The 14,548-nt window shown below is 63.3% G+C and carries 13 protein-coding genes; 11 read left to right on the top strand and 2 right to left on the bottom strand.

Going from position 1 to position 14,548, the window contains the following annotated elements; all coding sequences use genetic code 11:
* Positions 1 to 24: 24 nt before the first annotated feature.
* The 10 genes from paaK (at position 25) to GHK24_RS08270 (ending at position 11,230) form a co-directional block, all read left to right on the top strand.
* Positions 25 to 1,338 carry a phenylacetate--CoA ligase PaaK gene (gene paaK / locus GHK24_RS08225; protein ID WP_153471855.1) on the top strand — a complete coding sequence of 438 codons (1,314 nt, stop codon included), beginning with the start codon at positions 25 to 27 and terminating at the stop codon, positions 1,336 to 1,338.
* 191 nt (positions 1,339 to 1,529) lie between these two features.
* Positions 1,530 to 1,895: a response regulator gene (locus GHK24_RS08230; RefSeq protein WP_153471858.1), complete on the top strand. Its 366-nt coding sequence runs from the start codon at positions 1,530 to 1,532 to the stop codon at positions 1,893 to 1,895.
* Between the two features lie 4 nt (positions 1,896 to 1,899).
* Positions 1,900 to 3,219, top strand: coding sequence for a methyl-accepting chemotaxis protein (locus tag GHK24_RS08235; protein WP_153471861.1), 1,320 nt, complete (start codon positions 1,900 to 1,902; stop codon positions 3,217 to 3,219).
* Positions 3,220 to 3,229: 10 nt separating this feature from the next.
* Positions 3,230 to 3,535, top strand: coding sequence for an STAS domain-containing protein (locus tag GHK24_RS08240; protein ID WP_153471864.1), 306 nt, complete (start codon positions 3,230 to 3,232; stop codon positions 3,533 to 3,535).
* An 8-nt stretch (positions 3,536 to 3,543) separates the two neighbouring features.
* A complete protein-coding gene (locus GHK24_RS08245; RefSeq protein ID WP_153471867.1) occupies positions 3,544 to 5,742 on the top strand; it encodes a chemotaxis protein CheA in 2,199 nt (732 codons plus the stop codon).
* A 153-nt stretch (positions 5,743 to 5,895) separates the two neighbouring features.
* A complete protein-coding gene (locus GHK24_RS08250) occupies positions 5,896 to 8,082 on the top strand; it encodes a HAMP domain-containing methyl-accepting chemotaxis protein (protein ID WP_153471870.1) in 2,187 nt (728 codons plus the stop codon).
* Positions 8,083 to 8,096: 14 nt separating this feature from the next.
* Positions 8,097 to 8,648: a chemotaxis protein CheW gene (locus GHK24_RS08255; RefSeq protein ID WP_153471873.1), complete on the top strand. Its 552-nt coding sequence runs from the start codon at positions 8,097 to 8,099 to the stop codon at positions 8,646 to 8,648.
* A gap of 23 nt (positions 8,649 to 8,671) precedes the next feature.
* Entirely contained in the window at positions 8,672 to 9,259 is a 588-nt protein-coding gene (locus GHK24_RS08260) for a chemotaxis protein CheD (RefSeq protein WP_153471876.1), read from the top strand.
* A complete protein-coding gene (locus GHK24_RS08265; RefSeq protein WP_153471880.1) occupies positions 9,259 to 10,065 on the top strand; it encodes a CheR family methyltransferase in 807 nt (268 codons plus the stop codon). Before GHK24_RS08260 ends, GHK24_RS08265 begins: the two co-directional genes overlap by 1 nt.
* Positions 10,066 to 10,126: 61 nt before the next feature.
* Positions 10,127 to 11,230, top strand: coding sequence for a protein-glutamate methylesterase/protein-glutamine glutaminase (locus GHK24_RS08270; RefSeq protein ID WP_153471884.1), 1,104 nt, complete (start codon positions 10,127 to 10,129; stop codon positions 11,228 to 11,230).
* 79 nt (positions 11,231 to 11,309) lie between these two features.
* On the opposite strand, the gene GHK24_RS08275 is transcribed toward GHK24_RS08270, so the two are convergent.
* Together GHK24_RS08275 and GHK24_RS08280 are read right to left on the bottom strand one after the other, a co-directional pair.
* The gene (locus GHK24_RS08275) at positions 11,310 to 11,993 is read right to left on the bottom strand and encodes a fumarylacetoacetate hydrolase family protein (protein ID WP_153471888.1); all 684 of its coding nucleotides are present in this window, start codon (positions 11,991 to 11,993) and stop codon (positions 11,310 to 11,312) included.
* A gap of 15 nt (positions 11,994 to 12,008) precedes the next feature.
* The gene (locus tag GHK24_RS08280; RefSeq protein WP_153471891.1) at positions 12,009 to 12,767 is read right to left on the bottom strand and encodes a Nif3-like dinuclear metal center hexameric protein; all 759 of its coding nucleotides are present in this window, start codon (positions 12,765 to 12,767) and stop codon (positions 12,009 to 12,011) included.
* Positions 12,768 to 12,798: 31 nt separating this feature from the next.
* On the opposite strand from GHK24_RS08280, the gene GHK24_RS08285 reads away from it, so the two are divergent.
* A complete protein-coding gene (locus GHK24_RS08285) occupies positions 12,799 to 13,965 on the top strand; it encodes a trypsin-like peptidase domain-containing protein (RefSeq protein WP_153471894.1) in 1,167 nt (388 codons plus the stop codon).
* Positions 13,966 to 14,548 lie beyond the last annotated feature (583 nt).

A 14,548-nucleotide genomic window follows, 5' to 3' on the forward strand; every position in this document is an offset into this window, starting at 1 on the left:
ACCCAAGGCAGGGAGAGGAGCATCATGGCTGCGGCCAACACGAACGCTTTTGAACCGATTGAAACCGCCAGCCGCGACGAAATCGCCGCGCTGCAGATCGAACGCCTGCGCTGGTCGCTCCAGCACGCGTATCAAAACGTTCCGCACTATCGGCAAAAATTCGACGCGCACGGCGTGCATCCCGACGATCTGCGCACACTCGACGACCTGAAGAAATTCCCCTTCACCACCAAGCAGGACCTGCGCGACAACTACCCCTTCTCGATGTTTGCCGTGCCACGCAAGGAAGTCGTCCGCCTGCACGCTTCTTCCGGCACCACCGGCAAGCCGACCGTCGTCGGCTACACGCGCCGCGACATCGATACCTGGGCGACGCTGGTAGCGCGCTCGCTCTACGCCGCCGGCGGACGCCCCGGCGACATCGTGCACGTCGCCTACGGCTACGGACTCTTCACCGGCGGACTCGGCGCCCACTATGGCGCCGAAAAGCTCGGCTGCACGGTGGTTCCGATGTCCGGCGGGCAAAGCGAGAAGCAGGTGCAGCTGATTCTCGATTTCCAGCCCGACATCATCATGGTGACGCCTTCCTACGTGCTCAACCTCGCCGACGAATTCCGGCGGCAGGGCATCGATCCGGCCTCGACCAGCCTGCGCATCGGCCTCTTTGGCGCCGAGCCGTGGACCGGCGCCATGCGGCAGGAGATCGAGAGCATCCTCGGCATCGACGCAGTCGATATCTACGGCCTCTCCGAAGTCATCGGACCGGGGGTTGCCTGCGAGTGCATCGAAGCGAAAGACGGCCCGACGATCTGGGAAGACCACTTCTATCCGGAAATCATCGACCCGCTGACTGGCGAAGTGCTGCCCGACGGCGCCGAAGGCGAGCTGGTGTTCACCTCGCTGTCGAAGGAAGCGCTGCCGGTCATTCGCTACCGCACGCGCGATCTCACCTGCCTCCTGCCCCCCTCCTCGCGCTCGATGCGGCGCATGGGCAAGATCACCGGCCGCTCGGATGACATGCTCATCATTCGTGGGGTTAACGTCTTCCCCTCGCAAGTCGAGGAACTCATCCTCAAGCAGGGACAATTGTCGCCGCACTACCTCATCGAAGTGACGCGCGACGGTCATCTCGACTCGGTGAAGGTCTGCGTCGAGATGAAAGCGGAGCTAGATTCCGCCAGCGCGAGCGAAAAGGAACGCGCGGCAAGGGAACTTCAGCACCATATAAAGTCTTACATCGGGATATCGACGCGTATTGATATCGTCGAGCACGGTGGCATCGAACGCTCGGCAGGCAAAGCGCGTCGAGTCATCGACAAGCGTCCGCCCGCGCGCTAAGCGCACGACCTCGTCAGGCAACACCCCGGCAACGACCGGGCACATCTACCCCGCGCATCACGGGGTGGAGCGTTCCCCGTCACGCCGTCGCAGCCCACGAAACAGCAAAAATATGCAAATGTGTTAATTGCATTGTATTTTTTCTGCGGCACTGCTCTATAGTTGCCGACAACGAGGTCATGGGGGAAGCAATGAAAACTGTTTTCCTGGTCGATGATTCCGCGACCATTCTGCTCAGCATCTCAAACATCCTCGGCAAAGCCGGTTACGCCACGGAAAAAGCCGGTAACGCAGAAGAAGCCCTCAAGAAATTCGCCGCCGGCATCAAGGTTGATCTTCTGATCACCGACCTCAACATGCCCGGCAAGAACGGCATCGAGCTGATTCGCGAAGTACGCAAGCTGCCCGCCTACAAGTTCCTGCCGATCCTTTTCCTCACCACCGAATCCCAGCAGTCACGCAAACTCGAAGCCAAAGCGGCCGGCGCGTCTGGCTGGATCGTCAAGCCGGCGACCGCCGACGAGTTGCTCAACACCATCAAACTCGTCATTCGCTAGCGCGATGGAATTCCTCTCCGTCAACCGCCGGCTGTTGCTGGTTTCGCTCTTCAGCACGGTTGCTGTCGCGCTCGCTGTCTACTTCAGTGGCGGCTGGTTCGACAACACACTGATGCCACTGCTGGGCGTGAGCCCCGACTACGAGCATGTCGTCGGCGTGGTCCTCGCGCTGGGCGCCGCGCAACTGCTGCAACGCCTTGTTTCCTTCGCCTTCTTCCGCGACATGCTGTTCGGACTGGCGGTACGCGACAAAGAGATCATCACCAAGATCTACGCCGTCGAAGCCGTCGGCGAAGAGGTCGCCCGCGAACTCGACACCATGCGCGCCTTCAACGGCGTCCTGCGCGGTCAGCTCAACAGCATCATCAGCGAGACGGAACAGGCGGCCTATCAGATTACCGAGCGCCTGCAATCGATCGACACCGTCGTCACCCGCCTCGACGAGTTCGTCACCCGCACCGCGCAAGAGTCGAACGAGATCGCCAATCACTCGGAAGAACGCATCGAAAAGAACCGCAGCCTCGTCGCCGACATGGAGGCCTTCATTCGCGGCTACAGCAGCGAAGCCAAAAAAGATCAGGAGCGCATCGCGCTGGTCGTCAGCGAAGCGCAGTCGCTCGGCTCGCTGGTCAATCTGATCCTGCACATCTCCGGGCAAACCAACCTGCTGGCACTGAACGCCGCCATCGAGGCGGCGCGCGCCGGCGAAGCGGGGCGCGGCTTTGCCGTCGTCGCCGACGAGGTGCGCAAGCTTTCCTCGGAAACCGATGTCGCCGTCGGCAAGATCAAGGAAGGCATCGACGCCGTCGCCTCCTCGATTCAGCAGCAGTTCGAAGAAAAGCTGTCGCACTCGAACGTCACCGCGCAGCAGGCGACGCTCAACGAATTCGCCGGCCAGCTTGCCGTCCTCGGCTCCGGCTATCTCGAATTGCTGCAACACGATGTGAACGTGCTGAAAACCGTCCGCGAATCAAGCGGCGATCTGGCGCGCATGTTCATGGACGCGCTCGCCAGCGTGCAATTCCAGGACATCACCCGGCAGCAGATCGAGCAGGTACTCAAAGCGCTCGAACGGCTCGACGAGCACGCCCTGATGCTCTCGCGCCGCCTGAAAGCTTCCGAAGATGCGAACTTCACCTTCACGCCGCTGACTGAGCATCTGAACGAAATTTATGCCAGTTACGTGATGGACTCGCAGCGCCAGTCGCACAACGACGCCCTGCAACAAGGCGGCATAACGACTACGGCGGGCAAACCCACTTCCGGCAGCGCCGGGGGCGGCGGCAGTGGTGGTGGCAGCGGCAACAAGATCGAACTCTTCTAGGAGGACGGCGATGGCAGGCACGAACCGCATTACTCTGATCGACGACCTGACCATTTATCACGCGGAAGCGCAAAAGCAGCTGCTGCTCGACGCGCTGGCCGCCCCCGGCGCCGTCGAAGCCGATCTCTCGCAAGCCGGCGAAATCGACACCGCCGGACTGCAACTCCTGATCCTCGCCAAGCGCGAGGCGCTGCGCCAGGGCAAGGATTTCCACATCGTCGCGCACAGCCCGGCGGTGCGGCAGACCATCGATTTTTGCAATCTGACGGCGTTTTTCGGCGACCCGGTCGTCATTCCCGCGCACGAATCCCCCTGAGGCCCGCCATGGACGAGCTCACCAGCGTATTCATCCAGGAAAGCCGCGAACAACTCGCCGAGATGGAAGCCGGCCTGCTCGTGCTCGAGCAGTCGCCGGACGATCCGGGCAACGGCGAACTGATCAACGCCATCTTCCGCGCCGCGCATACGGTGAAAGGCGCCTCCGGCGTCGTCGAGTGCCACTTCATCGAGAACTTCATGCACAAGGTCGAGAACGTCCTCGACCGCCTGCGTAATGGTGAAATCCCCGTTTCCGGCGGCCTCGCCAGCCTTCTGCTGAAATGCGGCGACCACCTGACGACGCTGATCGGCGTACTCGAAGCCGGGCTGCCCGAACCCGCCCCGGCTGATCAGGCCACTGGCGATGCGCTGCTCGCCGAACTGTCGGAACGCTACCTCGCCAGCGCCGCCGCCGGCGACACCGCCGTCTCGCTGCGGGACAGCGAATCCGGCGAAGTCATGGCCTCCGGCGGCGGCATCGTCGTCACCGACAGCTGGCACATCTCGGTGCGCTTTGGCCGCGACGTGCTGCGTGGCGGCATGGACCCGCTCTCCTTCCTGCGCTTTCTCGGCTCGCTCGGCGAAATACTGGCGATTGAAACGATCAGCGACGCCATGCCGGCCGCCGCCGAGATGGACCCCGAATCCTGCTACCTCGGCTTTGAAATCCGCTTGCAGACGCGCGCCAGCAAGGCCGACATCGAGCGCGTCTTCGACTTCGTGCGCGAAGACTGCGAACTGCGCATCCTGCCGCCGAACAGCAAGCTTACCGACTACCTCAAGCTCATCGAGGCCTTGCCGGAAGACGACATGCGGCTTGGCGAAATCCTCGTGCGCAGCGGCGCGCTGACGCAGGCCGAGCTTGACGAAGGGCTCAACGCCCAGCGCGACGAAGCGCCGCTTGCCTCGGCAGACAATCCGCCGCATATCGGCGAAATCCTCGTCGACAACAAGGTGGTGCAAAAAGAGCTGGTCGACGCCGCCGTCGGCAAGCAGTCGCGCATTCAGGACAAAAAGGCCGTCGAAGCGCGCCTGATCCGCGTGCAGGCCGACAAGCTCGACCAGCTGATCGATCTGGTCGGCGAAATGGTCATCGCCGGCGCCTCGGCCAACCTCCTCGCCCGGCGCAGCGGCAAGGCCGAACTGGTCGAGTCGACCTCCGTGCTGTCGCGGCTCGTCGAGAGCATCCGCGACGCCGCGCTGCAACTGCGCATGGTGCAGATCGGCGAGACCTTCAACCGCTTCAATCGCGTCGTGCGCGACGTCGCCAAAGAGCTGGGCAAGGAAATCGACCTCGTCATCAACGGCGCCGATACCGAACTCGACAAATCCGTCGTCGAGAAGATCGGCGACCCGCTGATGCATCTGGTGCGCAATTCGGTCGACCACGGCATCGAAGCCGCCAGCGTGCGCGCCCAGAACGGCAAGAACGTGCGCGGCCAGATCGAACTCAATGCCTTCCACGACTCCGGCAGCATCGTCATTCAGGTGCGCGACGACGGCGGCGGCCTGCCGAAGAGCAAGATCCGCAGCAAGGCCATCGAGCGCGGCTTGATCCAGGCCGAGCAGTCGCTAAGCGATCAGGACGTTATCAATCTAATCTTCGAGCCGGGATTTTCGACCGCCGATCAGGTCACCAACATCTCCGGGCGCGGCGTCGGCATGGACGTCGTCCGCCGCAACATCCAGAGCCTGCGCGGCTCCATCGATGTCAGCTCGGAAGAAGGCATCGGCACCACCTTCACCATCCGCCTGCCGCTGACGCTCGCCATCATCGACGGCTTTCTGGTCGGCGTTGGCCGCGCCGCCTACGTCATCCCGCTCGACATGGTCGTCGAGTGCATCGAGCTCGACAGCCACGGCGTCGACCGCGACTTTCTCAACCTGCGCGGCGAGGTGCTGCCCTTCATCCGCCTGCGCGCGCTCTTCGAACTGCCCGACGACGCGCCGCCGCGCGAAAACGTCGTCGTCGTGCATTACGGCGGGCAAAAGGCCGGCATCGTCGTCGATCAGCTGATGGGCGAATTCCAGACCGTCATCAAGCCGCTGTCGAGCATGTTCAGCCACCTGCGCGGCATCGGCGGCTCGACCATCCTCGGCACCGGCGACGTCGCGCTCATCCTCGACGTGCAAGCACTCGTGCAACGCAACTCACGCATCGAAGAAAAGACCCTGAATCAAGCCAGCCTCGCCCGCGCCTCCTGAGCGTACCGCCGGAGGACGGACGGCGCTGGTCGCCGTGAGCGCTCGTAGAGATCGTGCAGTCAGCGCCACACCTCGCCGTACCCGTTTTTGTCGTGACAGATTGTTGGCCCAGCCCCGCTCCGCACCAGAAAACCTTGTCTTCAGGAGTACATCATGTCTCTCGCAAAACGACTTTATCTGCTGATTGCCGTCGCCGTCCTGGGCGTTGCGCTGGTCGCCGGCATCGGCTACACGCAAATGGCCAAGGTCTTTCAGGTGGCCAACTTCACCAACGTCAACGTGCTGCCGAGTATGGTGGTACTCAACCGCGCTCTTAGCGACTTCGGCAGCCTGCGCGTGCGTCTCTACCGGATGGTCCTCAACACCGATCCGAACAGGGTTGCGACCTTTGAACAGGACCTCAAAAAGAACCTCGCTATCGTTAACGAATCACTCAAGAAATACGAAGCTGATGGCCTCATCGCCGACGACAAGGATCGGCAATTGCTCAACAACGACATTGCCCTGCTGAATGAGTACGCCGCCGGCTTTGAGCCGGTTCTCCAATACGCGCGCGTCCTCCGCGGCGACAAGGCACTGGAGGAAGCGCTCAAGGTCGGCGCCGTCGCCGAGAAACTCAACAACGCCATCGACGAGCACCTCAAGTACAACGAAAACATCGGCAAGTCCTCGGCGACTGAAGCCTTGCAGGTGCAAGCCTCGGCCAACACGCTGCTGATCGCCCTGTCGATCATCACGCTGCTGGCCGTCGCAGCGCTCGGCCTCTTCATCCTGCGCGCCGTGCTGCGGCAACTGGGCGGCGAGCCCTCGGTGGCCGCAGAAGTGGCAACGCAGATCGGCAAGGGCGACCTGTCTGGCGAAATTCCACTCGCCGCCGGCGACACCACCAGCCTGCTGGCCGCCATGAAGACCATGCAGACCAACCTGCGCAATATGGCCGCCGAAGTCGGCCGGCTCGAAAAGAACGCGGTCGACGGACATCTGTCGACGCGCGCCGACGCCACGCTCTACACCGGCGACTACGGCAAGATCGTGCAAGGCTTCAACAACACGCTCGACGCCCTCATCGGCCCGCTGAATGTCACCGCCAGCAACCTCGAGCAGATTTCGCGCGGGGCGATCCCGCCGCGCATCACCGACACCTATAACGGCGAATTCAACACCATCAAGAACAACCTCAATCAGGCCATCGACGCCGTCAATCGCATGATTACCGACACCGCCATGCTGGCCAAGGCGGCGGTTGAGGGGCAGCTGTCCAAGCGCGCTGACGTCAGCCAGCATCAGGGCGACTTCCAGCGCATCGTGCAGGGCATCAACGACACGCTCGACGCCGTCGTCAAGCCGATCAACGAGGTCCAGCACGTCATGGCCGCCATGGAAAAAGGCGACCTGACGCAAACGGTCGACAAGGACTACCAGGGCGACTTCAAGACGCTGAAGGACGCCATCAACAACACCATCGCCCGCCTGTCGGAAACGATCTCGCAGATCATCACCGGCGCCGACGCGCTCTCCAACGCCTCCGGTCAGGTCTCGGCGACGGCGCAATCGCTCTCGCAATCGTCGTCGGAACAAGCAGCGAGCGTCGAGGAAACGACCTCCTCGCTCGAAGAAATGACCGCCTCGGTGGCGCAAAACACCGAAAACGCCAAGATCACCGACAACATGGCGGCGAAAGCCTCGAAGGAAGCCGGCGAAGGCGGCGTCGCCGTCGGTCAGACGGTCGATGCGATGAAGTCCATCGCCGACAAGATCGGCATCATTGACGACATCGCCTACCAGACCAACCTGCTGGCACTCAACGCCGCCATCGAGGCAGCGCGCGCCGGCGAGCACGGCAAGGGCTTTGCCGTCGTCGCCGCCGAGGTGCGCAAGCTCGCCGAACGCAGCCAGGTTGCGGCGCAGGAAATCGGTCAACTGGCCGGCTCCAGCGTCAAGCTCGCCGAACGCGCCGGCAGCCTGCTCACCGAAATGGTCCCTGCCATCCAGAAGACCTCCGATCTGGTGCAGGAAATCGCCTCCGCCTCGCAGGAGCAATCCTCCGGCGTCGCGCAGATCAACAACGCCATGGGCCAGCTGAACAAGGCGACACAGCAGAACGCCTCGGCCTCCGAAGAGTTGGCCGCCACCGCCGAAGAACTGGGCGGACAGGCGCAGCAGTTGCAGGAGCTGACCGGCTTCTTCACCGTCGGGCAAACGCTCGGTCGCAGTCGCCCGTCCGCCACCAGCCACGCCACCGCGCATGCTCCCGTCGCGCACGCCACACCGGCACGCCCGGCAGCGATCAGCCGGACGGCGAGCACGGCCTTCGATGAATCGGACTTCGAGAAGTTCTGAGGCGGGAGGAGACCATGGGACAACTCGTCCAACGCCAGTCCGGCGCCGCCGATGCGGCGCTGGCGGCCACTGCGGCGCCGCAGCAGTACCTCACCTTTTCCCTCGCCGGCGAGATGTTTGCCGTCGCCATTCTCAACGTCAAGGAGATCATCGAGTTCGGCAACCTGACGGAAATCCCGATGACGCCGCCCTTCATCCGTGGCGTCATCAACCTGCGCGGCGCCGTCGTGCCGGTGATCGACCTTGCCAGCCGTTTCGGCGGCAAGCCCGCCTCCGTCGCCCGCCGCACCTGCATCGTCATCGTTGAACTCGAAGAAGACGACGTGAAGCACGACATCGGCGTCATGGTCGATGCCGTCTCGGAGGTGCTTGAAGTCGCACGCAGCGACATCGAGCCGCCACCGGCTTTTGGTGCCCGCATCCGCGCCGATTTCATCAGCGGCATGGGCAAGATCAATGGCAAATTCGTCATCATCCTCAACGTCGCCAAAGCGCTCTCGGCGAGCGAAATCGCCCAGCTGACAAAACTGGGCGATCCCGACAACGCCAGCGAAGCCAGCGCCTGACACGGGCCGCACGGGCACCCGACATGGAGACGCCGCTCACGCTCCCGGCCCGCCAGATCGAACGTCTGGCGCGCAACCTCCATGTCGGCGAGTGGCTGGTCGAGAACGAGCGGCCGCTCGCCACCCTTCTGGGCTCCTGCGTGGCGGTCTGCCTCTACGACACGGGCGCCTCGCTGGGCGGCATGAATCACTTCCTCCTGCCGACGCGCAAGCGGAGCAATGCGCTCGACGACGACTCCCTCTTGGCCGGCGACGCCTGCATGACGGCGCTCTTCAACGGCATGATCGCCCGTGGCGCCTCGCGGCACCGGATGAAAGCCAAGGTTTTCGGTGGCGGCGCGGTCATTGCGACGAGCAGCAACGTCATGGCCATCGGCGAACGCAATGCCGCCTTTGCCCGCGAATGGCTGGAGAACGAGCGCATTCCGCTGGTTGCCTCCGATCTCAACGGCCCCTGGGCGCGCAAGGTCTTGCTCGTGCCGAATACGGGCGAAGCCTATTGCCGACGCATTCCCTCGGCGATGCTCGGCACGCAACGCATCGAAGAAGAAGCGCAGGCCTGGGCGGACAAGCAACGGCATCCGCCGGCGAAAAACGTGGAGCTGTTCTGATGGACACGCCGATTAGCGACCAGGAATTCACCCTCTTCCAGCGCCTCATCTACAAAATCGCCGGCATCAACCTGTCGGACAACAAGAAGGCGCTGGTCGTCGGCCGCCTGCAACGCCGGCTCGGCGAGTACGGTCACCAGAGCTTCGGTGAGTACTACCGCATGCTCGCCAGCGGCGACCACCCGGAAGAGTTGCAGATCATGGTCGACCAGTTGACGACCAACGAGACGTATTTTTTTCGCGAGCCGGGGCATTTCGACTTCCTGCGCGAAACGGTGCTGCCGCAGTTGCGCGCATCGCCGAGCGTGCGACTCTGGAGCGCCGCCAGCTCGACCGGCGAAGAAGCCTTCACGCTCGCCATGCTGCTCTCCGAATACCGCGCGCAGCAGCCGTGGGAGATTTTCGCCTCGGATATCAGCACCAAGGTGCTGGCGCGCGCGCAGAAGGCGCACTACCCGCTCGACCGCAACGAGGGAATCCCGCCCGAATTCCTGCGCAAGTACTGCCTGAAAGGCGTGCGCTCGCAAGCCGGTACCTTCCTGATCCGCCCCGAGCTACGCAACCGCGTCACCTTCCGGCAGGTCAACCTGACACTGCCGGTCGATCCGAAGATCGGCACCTTCAACGTGATATTCCTGCGCAACGTGATGATTTATTTCGATATCGAGACCAAACGCAAGGTCGTTGCCAACCTCATGCCGCGCCTGACCACTGGCGGCTATTTCATCATCGGCCACTCAGAATCGCTGAACGGGCTGTGCGACGAACTGGAAGCCGTGCGCCCGACGATCTACCGCAAGATCTAGCCACCGGCGAGCGCGCGCCGTGGCGCGCATACACCAACAAGACGAGGGAGACTGCCGCACCATGAGCACAGATAAGATCAAGGTCATGATTGTCGACGACTCGGCGCTGGTGCGTCAGGTCGTCTCCCAGGCACTCGCCAGCGAACCGGGAATCGAGGTGATCGCCACCGCCTCCGACCCCGTTTTTGCAATGGAGAAGATGAAAACGCAGTGGCCTGATGTGCTCGTCCTCGACATCGAAATGCCGCGCATGGACGGCATCTCCTTCCTCAAGAAGGTAATGGCCGAGCGCCCGACGCCGGTCGTCATCTGCTCGTCGCTCGCCGAAAGTGGCGCGCAGGCCACATTCGACGCCCTCGCTGCCGGCGCTGTCAGTATCATTACGAAGCCGAAGGCGGGTTTGAAGACCTTCCTCGAAGATTCCGCCAACGACATTGTCACTGCCGTCCGCGCTGCGTCGCGCGCCAACGTCCGTCTGCTCGGACGTACGCCCTCGCCAGCCGCCCCACCCGCCATGAGTTTGCGCCCGAAAAACACCGCTGATGTCATCCTCGCCGCCGGCAGCGGGCCGTCGGCCATGGCGCGCACGACCGATCAGGTCATCGCCATCGGCACCTCGACCGGGGGCACGCAGGCGCTGGAGGCGATCCTGACCCGTTTGCCGGCGACCTGTCTGGGCATCGTCATCGTTCAGCACATGCCGGAGAAATTCACCGCGATGTTTGCCGAGCGACTCAACGGGCTGTGTGCCATCGAAGTCCGCGAGGCGAAAAACGGCGACCGTGTCATCCCCGGCCGCGCGCTCATCGCTCCTGGCGGCAAGCACATGATGCTCAAACGCAGCGGCGCGCAATACGTCGTCGATGTCGTCGACGGGCCGCTGGTCAACCGGCACAAACCCTCGGTCGACGTGCTCTTCCGCTCGGTAGCGCGCTTTGCCGGCGCCAACGCACTCGGCATCATCATGACCGGCATGGGCGACGACGGCGCGCGCGGGCTCAAGGAAATGCACGACGCCAAAGCGCACACCATCGCCCAGGACGAAGCCAGCTGCATCGTCTTCGGCATGCCGAAAGAAGCGATCAAGCTAGGCGCCGCCGATCAGATCATCGCCCTCGACCGTATTCCGGAAGCAATCAACAGCTTCTGCCGCACGAGCGTCTAGGCGACTTAGGCACGTTCGGCAGACTCTTCGCGGTGGGCAGACAGCGCACTCGCGCCGACCCGCCGCGTCAAGCAGTCATTCAGACGAGCGTCACACGCAGTTCGCCCACGCCGTCGACACGGCAATCGAGGGTGTCGCCGCGTACGACGGTCGACACACCGGCGGGCGTACCGGTAAAGATGAGGTCGCCCGGCGCCAGTGTGACGAACTGCGAGAGATGCGCAATCACCTCGGCGACCGACCACGTCATCTGCGCCAGCGTGCCTTGCTGGCGCGCCTGCCCATTCACACTCAGCGCAATCGTCGCCTCGCGCAGCGACGCAACGCGCTCCGCCGGCTGCAAGGCGGAGATCGGCGCACTGCTGTCGAAGGCCTTGCCCATCTCCCAGGGGTGACTTTTGTCTTTGGCGCGCTGCTGGAGATCGCGGCGCGTGAAATCAATACCGACGGCGTAGGCAAAGACGTGTTCGAGAGCATCGGCGACGGTGATGTTGGCGCCACCGCGAGAGAGCGCCACCACCAGTTCCACCTCGTGTTGCAGGTTGGTGGTCGCCGGCGGGTAGGGCACGTTGCCGCCCAGCGGCACGAGCGCGTCGGCGGGCTTGGCAAAGAAAAAGGGCGGATCGCGCAGATCGGCCCCCATTTCGGCCGCGTGCTCCGCATAGTTGCGGCCCACGCAGTACACGCGACGCACAGGAAAACGTGCGTCGCTTCCCAGCACCGGCACACTCACCACCGGCGGTGGCGTAAAAACATACGTCATGAAAACTCCAGAGGATCAGACAGGATTGTCGATATCGACGAATTCAAAGCGGCAGCCACCGACGTGATCGTAGCGCGCGGCCAGATGCGCCGTCAGGGCGGCGATACCACCGCGTTCGGTCGCATGGTGGCCGGCGGCAAGATAGGCGACGCCGGACTCGCGCGCCAGATGAACGGTGTGTTCAGACACCTCGCCAGACAGATAGGCATCGACGCCCAAGGCAATGGCTTCCTCGAAATGCCCCTGCGCGCCGCCCGAGCACCAGGCGAGGCGACGGATGGGGCGCGTCGGATCGCCCAGCACGAGGGGCGCGCGCGCGAGGTGCTCCGTCACGCGCGTCGCCAATTCAGCCAGCGTCAGCGGTGACTCAGGGCGCCCAAACCAGCCAATATCCTGCTCGCCGAACCGCCCCTCGGCGATCCAGCCCAGCGCGTGCGCCAACTGGGCGTTGTTACCGAGCTCCGGATGCGCGTCGAGCGGCAGGTGATAGCCGATGAGGTTGATGTCGTGCTTGAGCAAGGTCGCCAGACGACGGCGACGCAGGCCGACGACGCGACTGTCTTCGCCCCGCCAGAACCAGCCGTGATGGACCAGCACGGCATCGGCGCCCCGCGCCAGCGCTGCGTCGAGCAGCGCCTGCGAGGCGGTGACGCCGGTCACCACATGGCGCAGTTCGGCGCATCCTTCCACTTGCAGACCGTTTGGGCAATAATCGCGAAAACGTCTTGATTCAAGCAGTTCGTCAAGATAGCGCGTCAAATCATCCCGTTGCATTCCCGATCCCCCTTTCGCCTGGTCTTCCCGCATGCGCAGGTTGTGGCTGATTTTTGCACAAACAACGACAGTTGCGCTGGCGCTCTTCTTCGTCATTGGCGTCCTGCGCCCGGACTGGGTGGGTCGCCGGCCGGCTGTCGTCGAGGTTCCCGCCGCCGCGTCGTCCACCGCTGACGGCGCCAACGCCGCCGCCTCGTACCGTGAAGCCGCGCGTAAGGCGCTGCCCTCGGTCGTGCATGTCTTCACCTCGCAGAAAATCCGCCTGCCCAAGCATCCGCTGTTTGACGACCCGCTGTTCCGTCATTTTTTTGGCGACCGCCCTGATGGCGAGACGCGCAGCGCCGGGCTGGGTTCCGGCGTCATCGTCAGCAGCAACGGCTACATCCTGACCAACTACCACGTCGTCGAAGCCGCCGACCAGATCGAGGTGGGCCTCAACGACGGCAGCACCTTCAAAGCGCGCGTCGTCGGCAGCGACCCGGATACCGATCTTGCCGTCCTGCAAATCCGCGCGGCGAAGGGCGAAGAACTCAAGCTGCCGGCGATCACCTTCGGCCGCGCCGAAGATATCCGCGTCGGCGATGTGGTGCTCGCCATCGGCAACCCCTTTGGCGTCGGCCAGACGATGACCATGGGTATCGTTTCGGCACTTGGCCGCTCGCATCTTGGCATCAACACCTTCGAGAACTTCATCCAGACCGATGCGGCGATCAATCCAGGCAATTCCGGCGGCGCGCTGGTCGACACGCAAGGCGCGTTGATCGGCATCAACACCGCGATCTACTCGCGTTCCGGCGGCTCCCTCGGCATCGGCTTCGCCATCCCGGCAACGACGGCGAAGAGCGTCATGGAACAGATCATCCAGAATGGCTCGGTGACGCGCGGCTGGGTTGGCGTCGAAGCCCAGGAAATCACGAGCGAACTCGCCGAATCCTTCGGCCTCCCCGATGCCGACGGCGCGCTGATTGCGGGCGTGCAGCGCGGCAGCCCGGCCGACTCCGCCGGCATCCGCCCCGGTGACATTCTGCTGGCGATCGCCGGCAAGCCGGTCAAAGATCCGCAGGCGATGCTCGATCTGATTGCCGGACAGGAACCGGGGAGTACCATTAGCTTCAAGATTCGCCGCGAAAAGACGCTGATGGACCTGCGCCTGAAGGTGGGCAAGCGCCCCCCGCCCTCGCGCCGCAGCAACGACTGACGCGACTTCCGGCGGAGCGAAGGCCATCGACGCGCACGGTGTGCGGTTCGCGTGCCTTGCCTCTGATTCGTGTGCTGCGCGTGCCGGGTACGCAACGTGTGCGACGCGGCGTATGAATCCTTCGCATTCATCGCAATGACCGGCACTCGCGCTTTGTCAGCGAGAGAGTAGTCGCGCTCCTCCCCTCGCCCGAACACCCTTTTTGCAGCTCCTTTTAACGTCTCTTCGCCGCCGCCATCTGCCAGCTACTCGGTAATAAGTGCACTAAATCACATCCTTTAAAAAGATCACGCGGAATTTACTGATATCGCAAGATGGCTGGTGAGCCGGGTGACCTGCCCGGGGATTTCCGGACCATCTGAAACTTGAGAGGATGGCTTCCTTGAAAAGAGGAAGTCATGAAGAAGAGTCGATTCAGCGAAGCCCAGATGGTGACGATCCTGCGCGAAGCGGACAAAGCGCCGGTCGCGGAGGAGGCGAAGAAGCACGGCATGAGCGAGCAGACGTGAGGCTGCACCGGATTTAGTACCGGTCTAAGCTGGAAATTTCCGGCTCTTGGAAGCCCTCCGGTGAGGGCTTGTTC

The sequence above is a fragment of the Rhodocyclus gracilis genome, assembly GCF_009617575.1.
GTDB lineage: Bacteria > Pseudomonadota > Gammaproteobacteria > Burkholderiales > Rhodocyclaceae > Rhodocyclus > Rhodocyclus gracilis.

Coding starts and splice junctions, on each gene's coding strand:
- paaK (WP_153471855.1), top strand. CDS start 25: ATGGCTGCGGCCAACACGAACGCTTTTGAACCGATTGAAACCGCCAGC.
- GHK24_RS08230 (WP_153471858.1), top strand. CDS start 1,530: ATGAAAACTGTTTTCCTGGTCGATGATTCCGCGACCATTCTGCTCAGC.
- GHK24_RS08235 (WP_153471861.1), top strand. CDS start 1,900: ATGGAATTCCTCTCCGTCAACCGCCGGCTGTTGCTGGTTTCGCTCTTC.
- GHK24_RS08240 (WP_153471864.1), top strand. CDS start 3,230: ATGGCAGGCACGAACCGCATTACTCTGATCGACGACCTGACCATTTAT.
- GHK24_RS08245 (WP_153471867.1), top strand. CDS start 3,544: ATGGACGAGCTCACCAGCGTATTCATCCAGGAAAGCCGCGAACAACTC.
- GHK24_RS08250 (WP_153471870.1), top strand. CDS start 5,896: ATGTCTCTCGCAAAACGACTTTATCTGCTGATTGCCGTCGCCGTCCTG.
- GHK24_RS08255 (WP_153471873.1), top strand. CDS start 8,097: ATGGGACAACTCGTCCAACGCCAGTCCGGCGCCGCCGATGCGGCGCTG.
- GHK24_RS08260 (WP_153471876.1), top strand. CDS start 8,672: ATGGAGACGCCGCTCACGCTCCCGGCCCGCCAGATCGAACGTCTGGCG.
- GHK24_RS08265 (WP_153471880.1), top strand. CDS start 9,259: ATGGACACGCCGATTAGCGACCAGGAATTCACCCTCTTCCAGCGCCTC.
- GHK24_RS08270 (WP_153471884.1), top strand. CDS start 10,127: ATGAGCACAGATAAGATCAAGGTCATGATTGTCGACGACTCGGCGCTG.
- GHK24_RS08275 (WP_153471888.1), bottom strand. CDS start 11,993: ATGACGTATGTTTTTACGCCACCGCCGGTGGTGAGTGTGCCGGTGCTG.
- GHK24_RS08280 (WP_153471891.1), bottom strand. CDS start 12,767: ATGCAACGGGATGATTTGACGCGCTATCTTGACGAACTGCTTGAATCA.
- GHK24_RS08285 (WP_153471894.1), top strand. CDS start 12,799: ATGCGCAGGTTGTGGCTGATTTTTGCACAAACAACGACAGTTGCGCTG.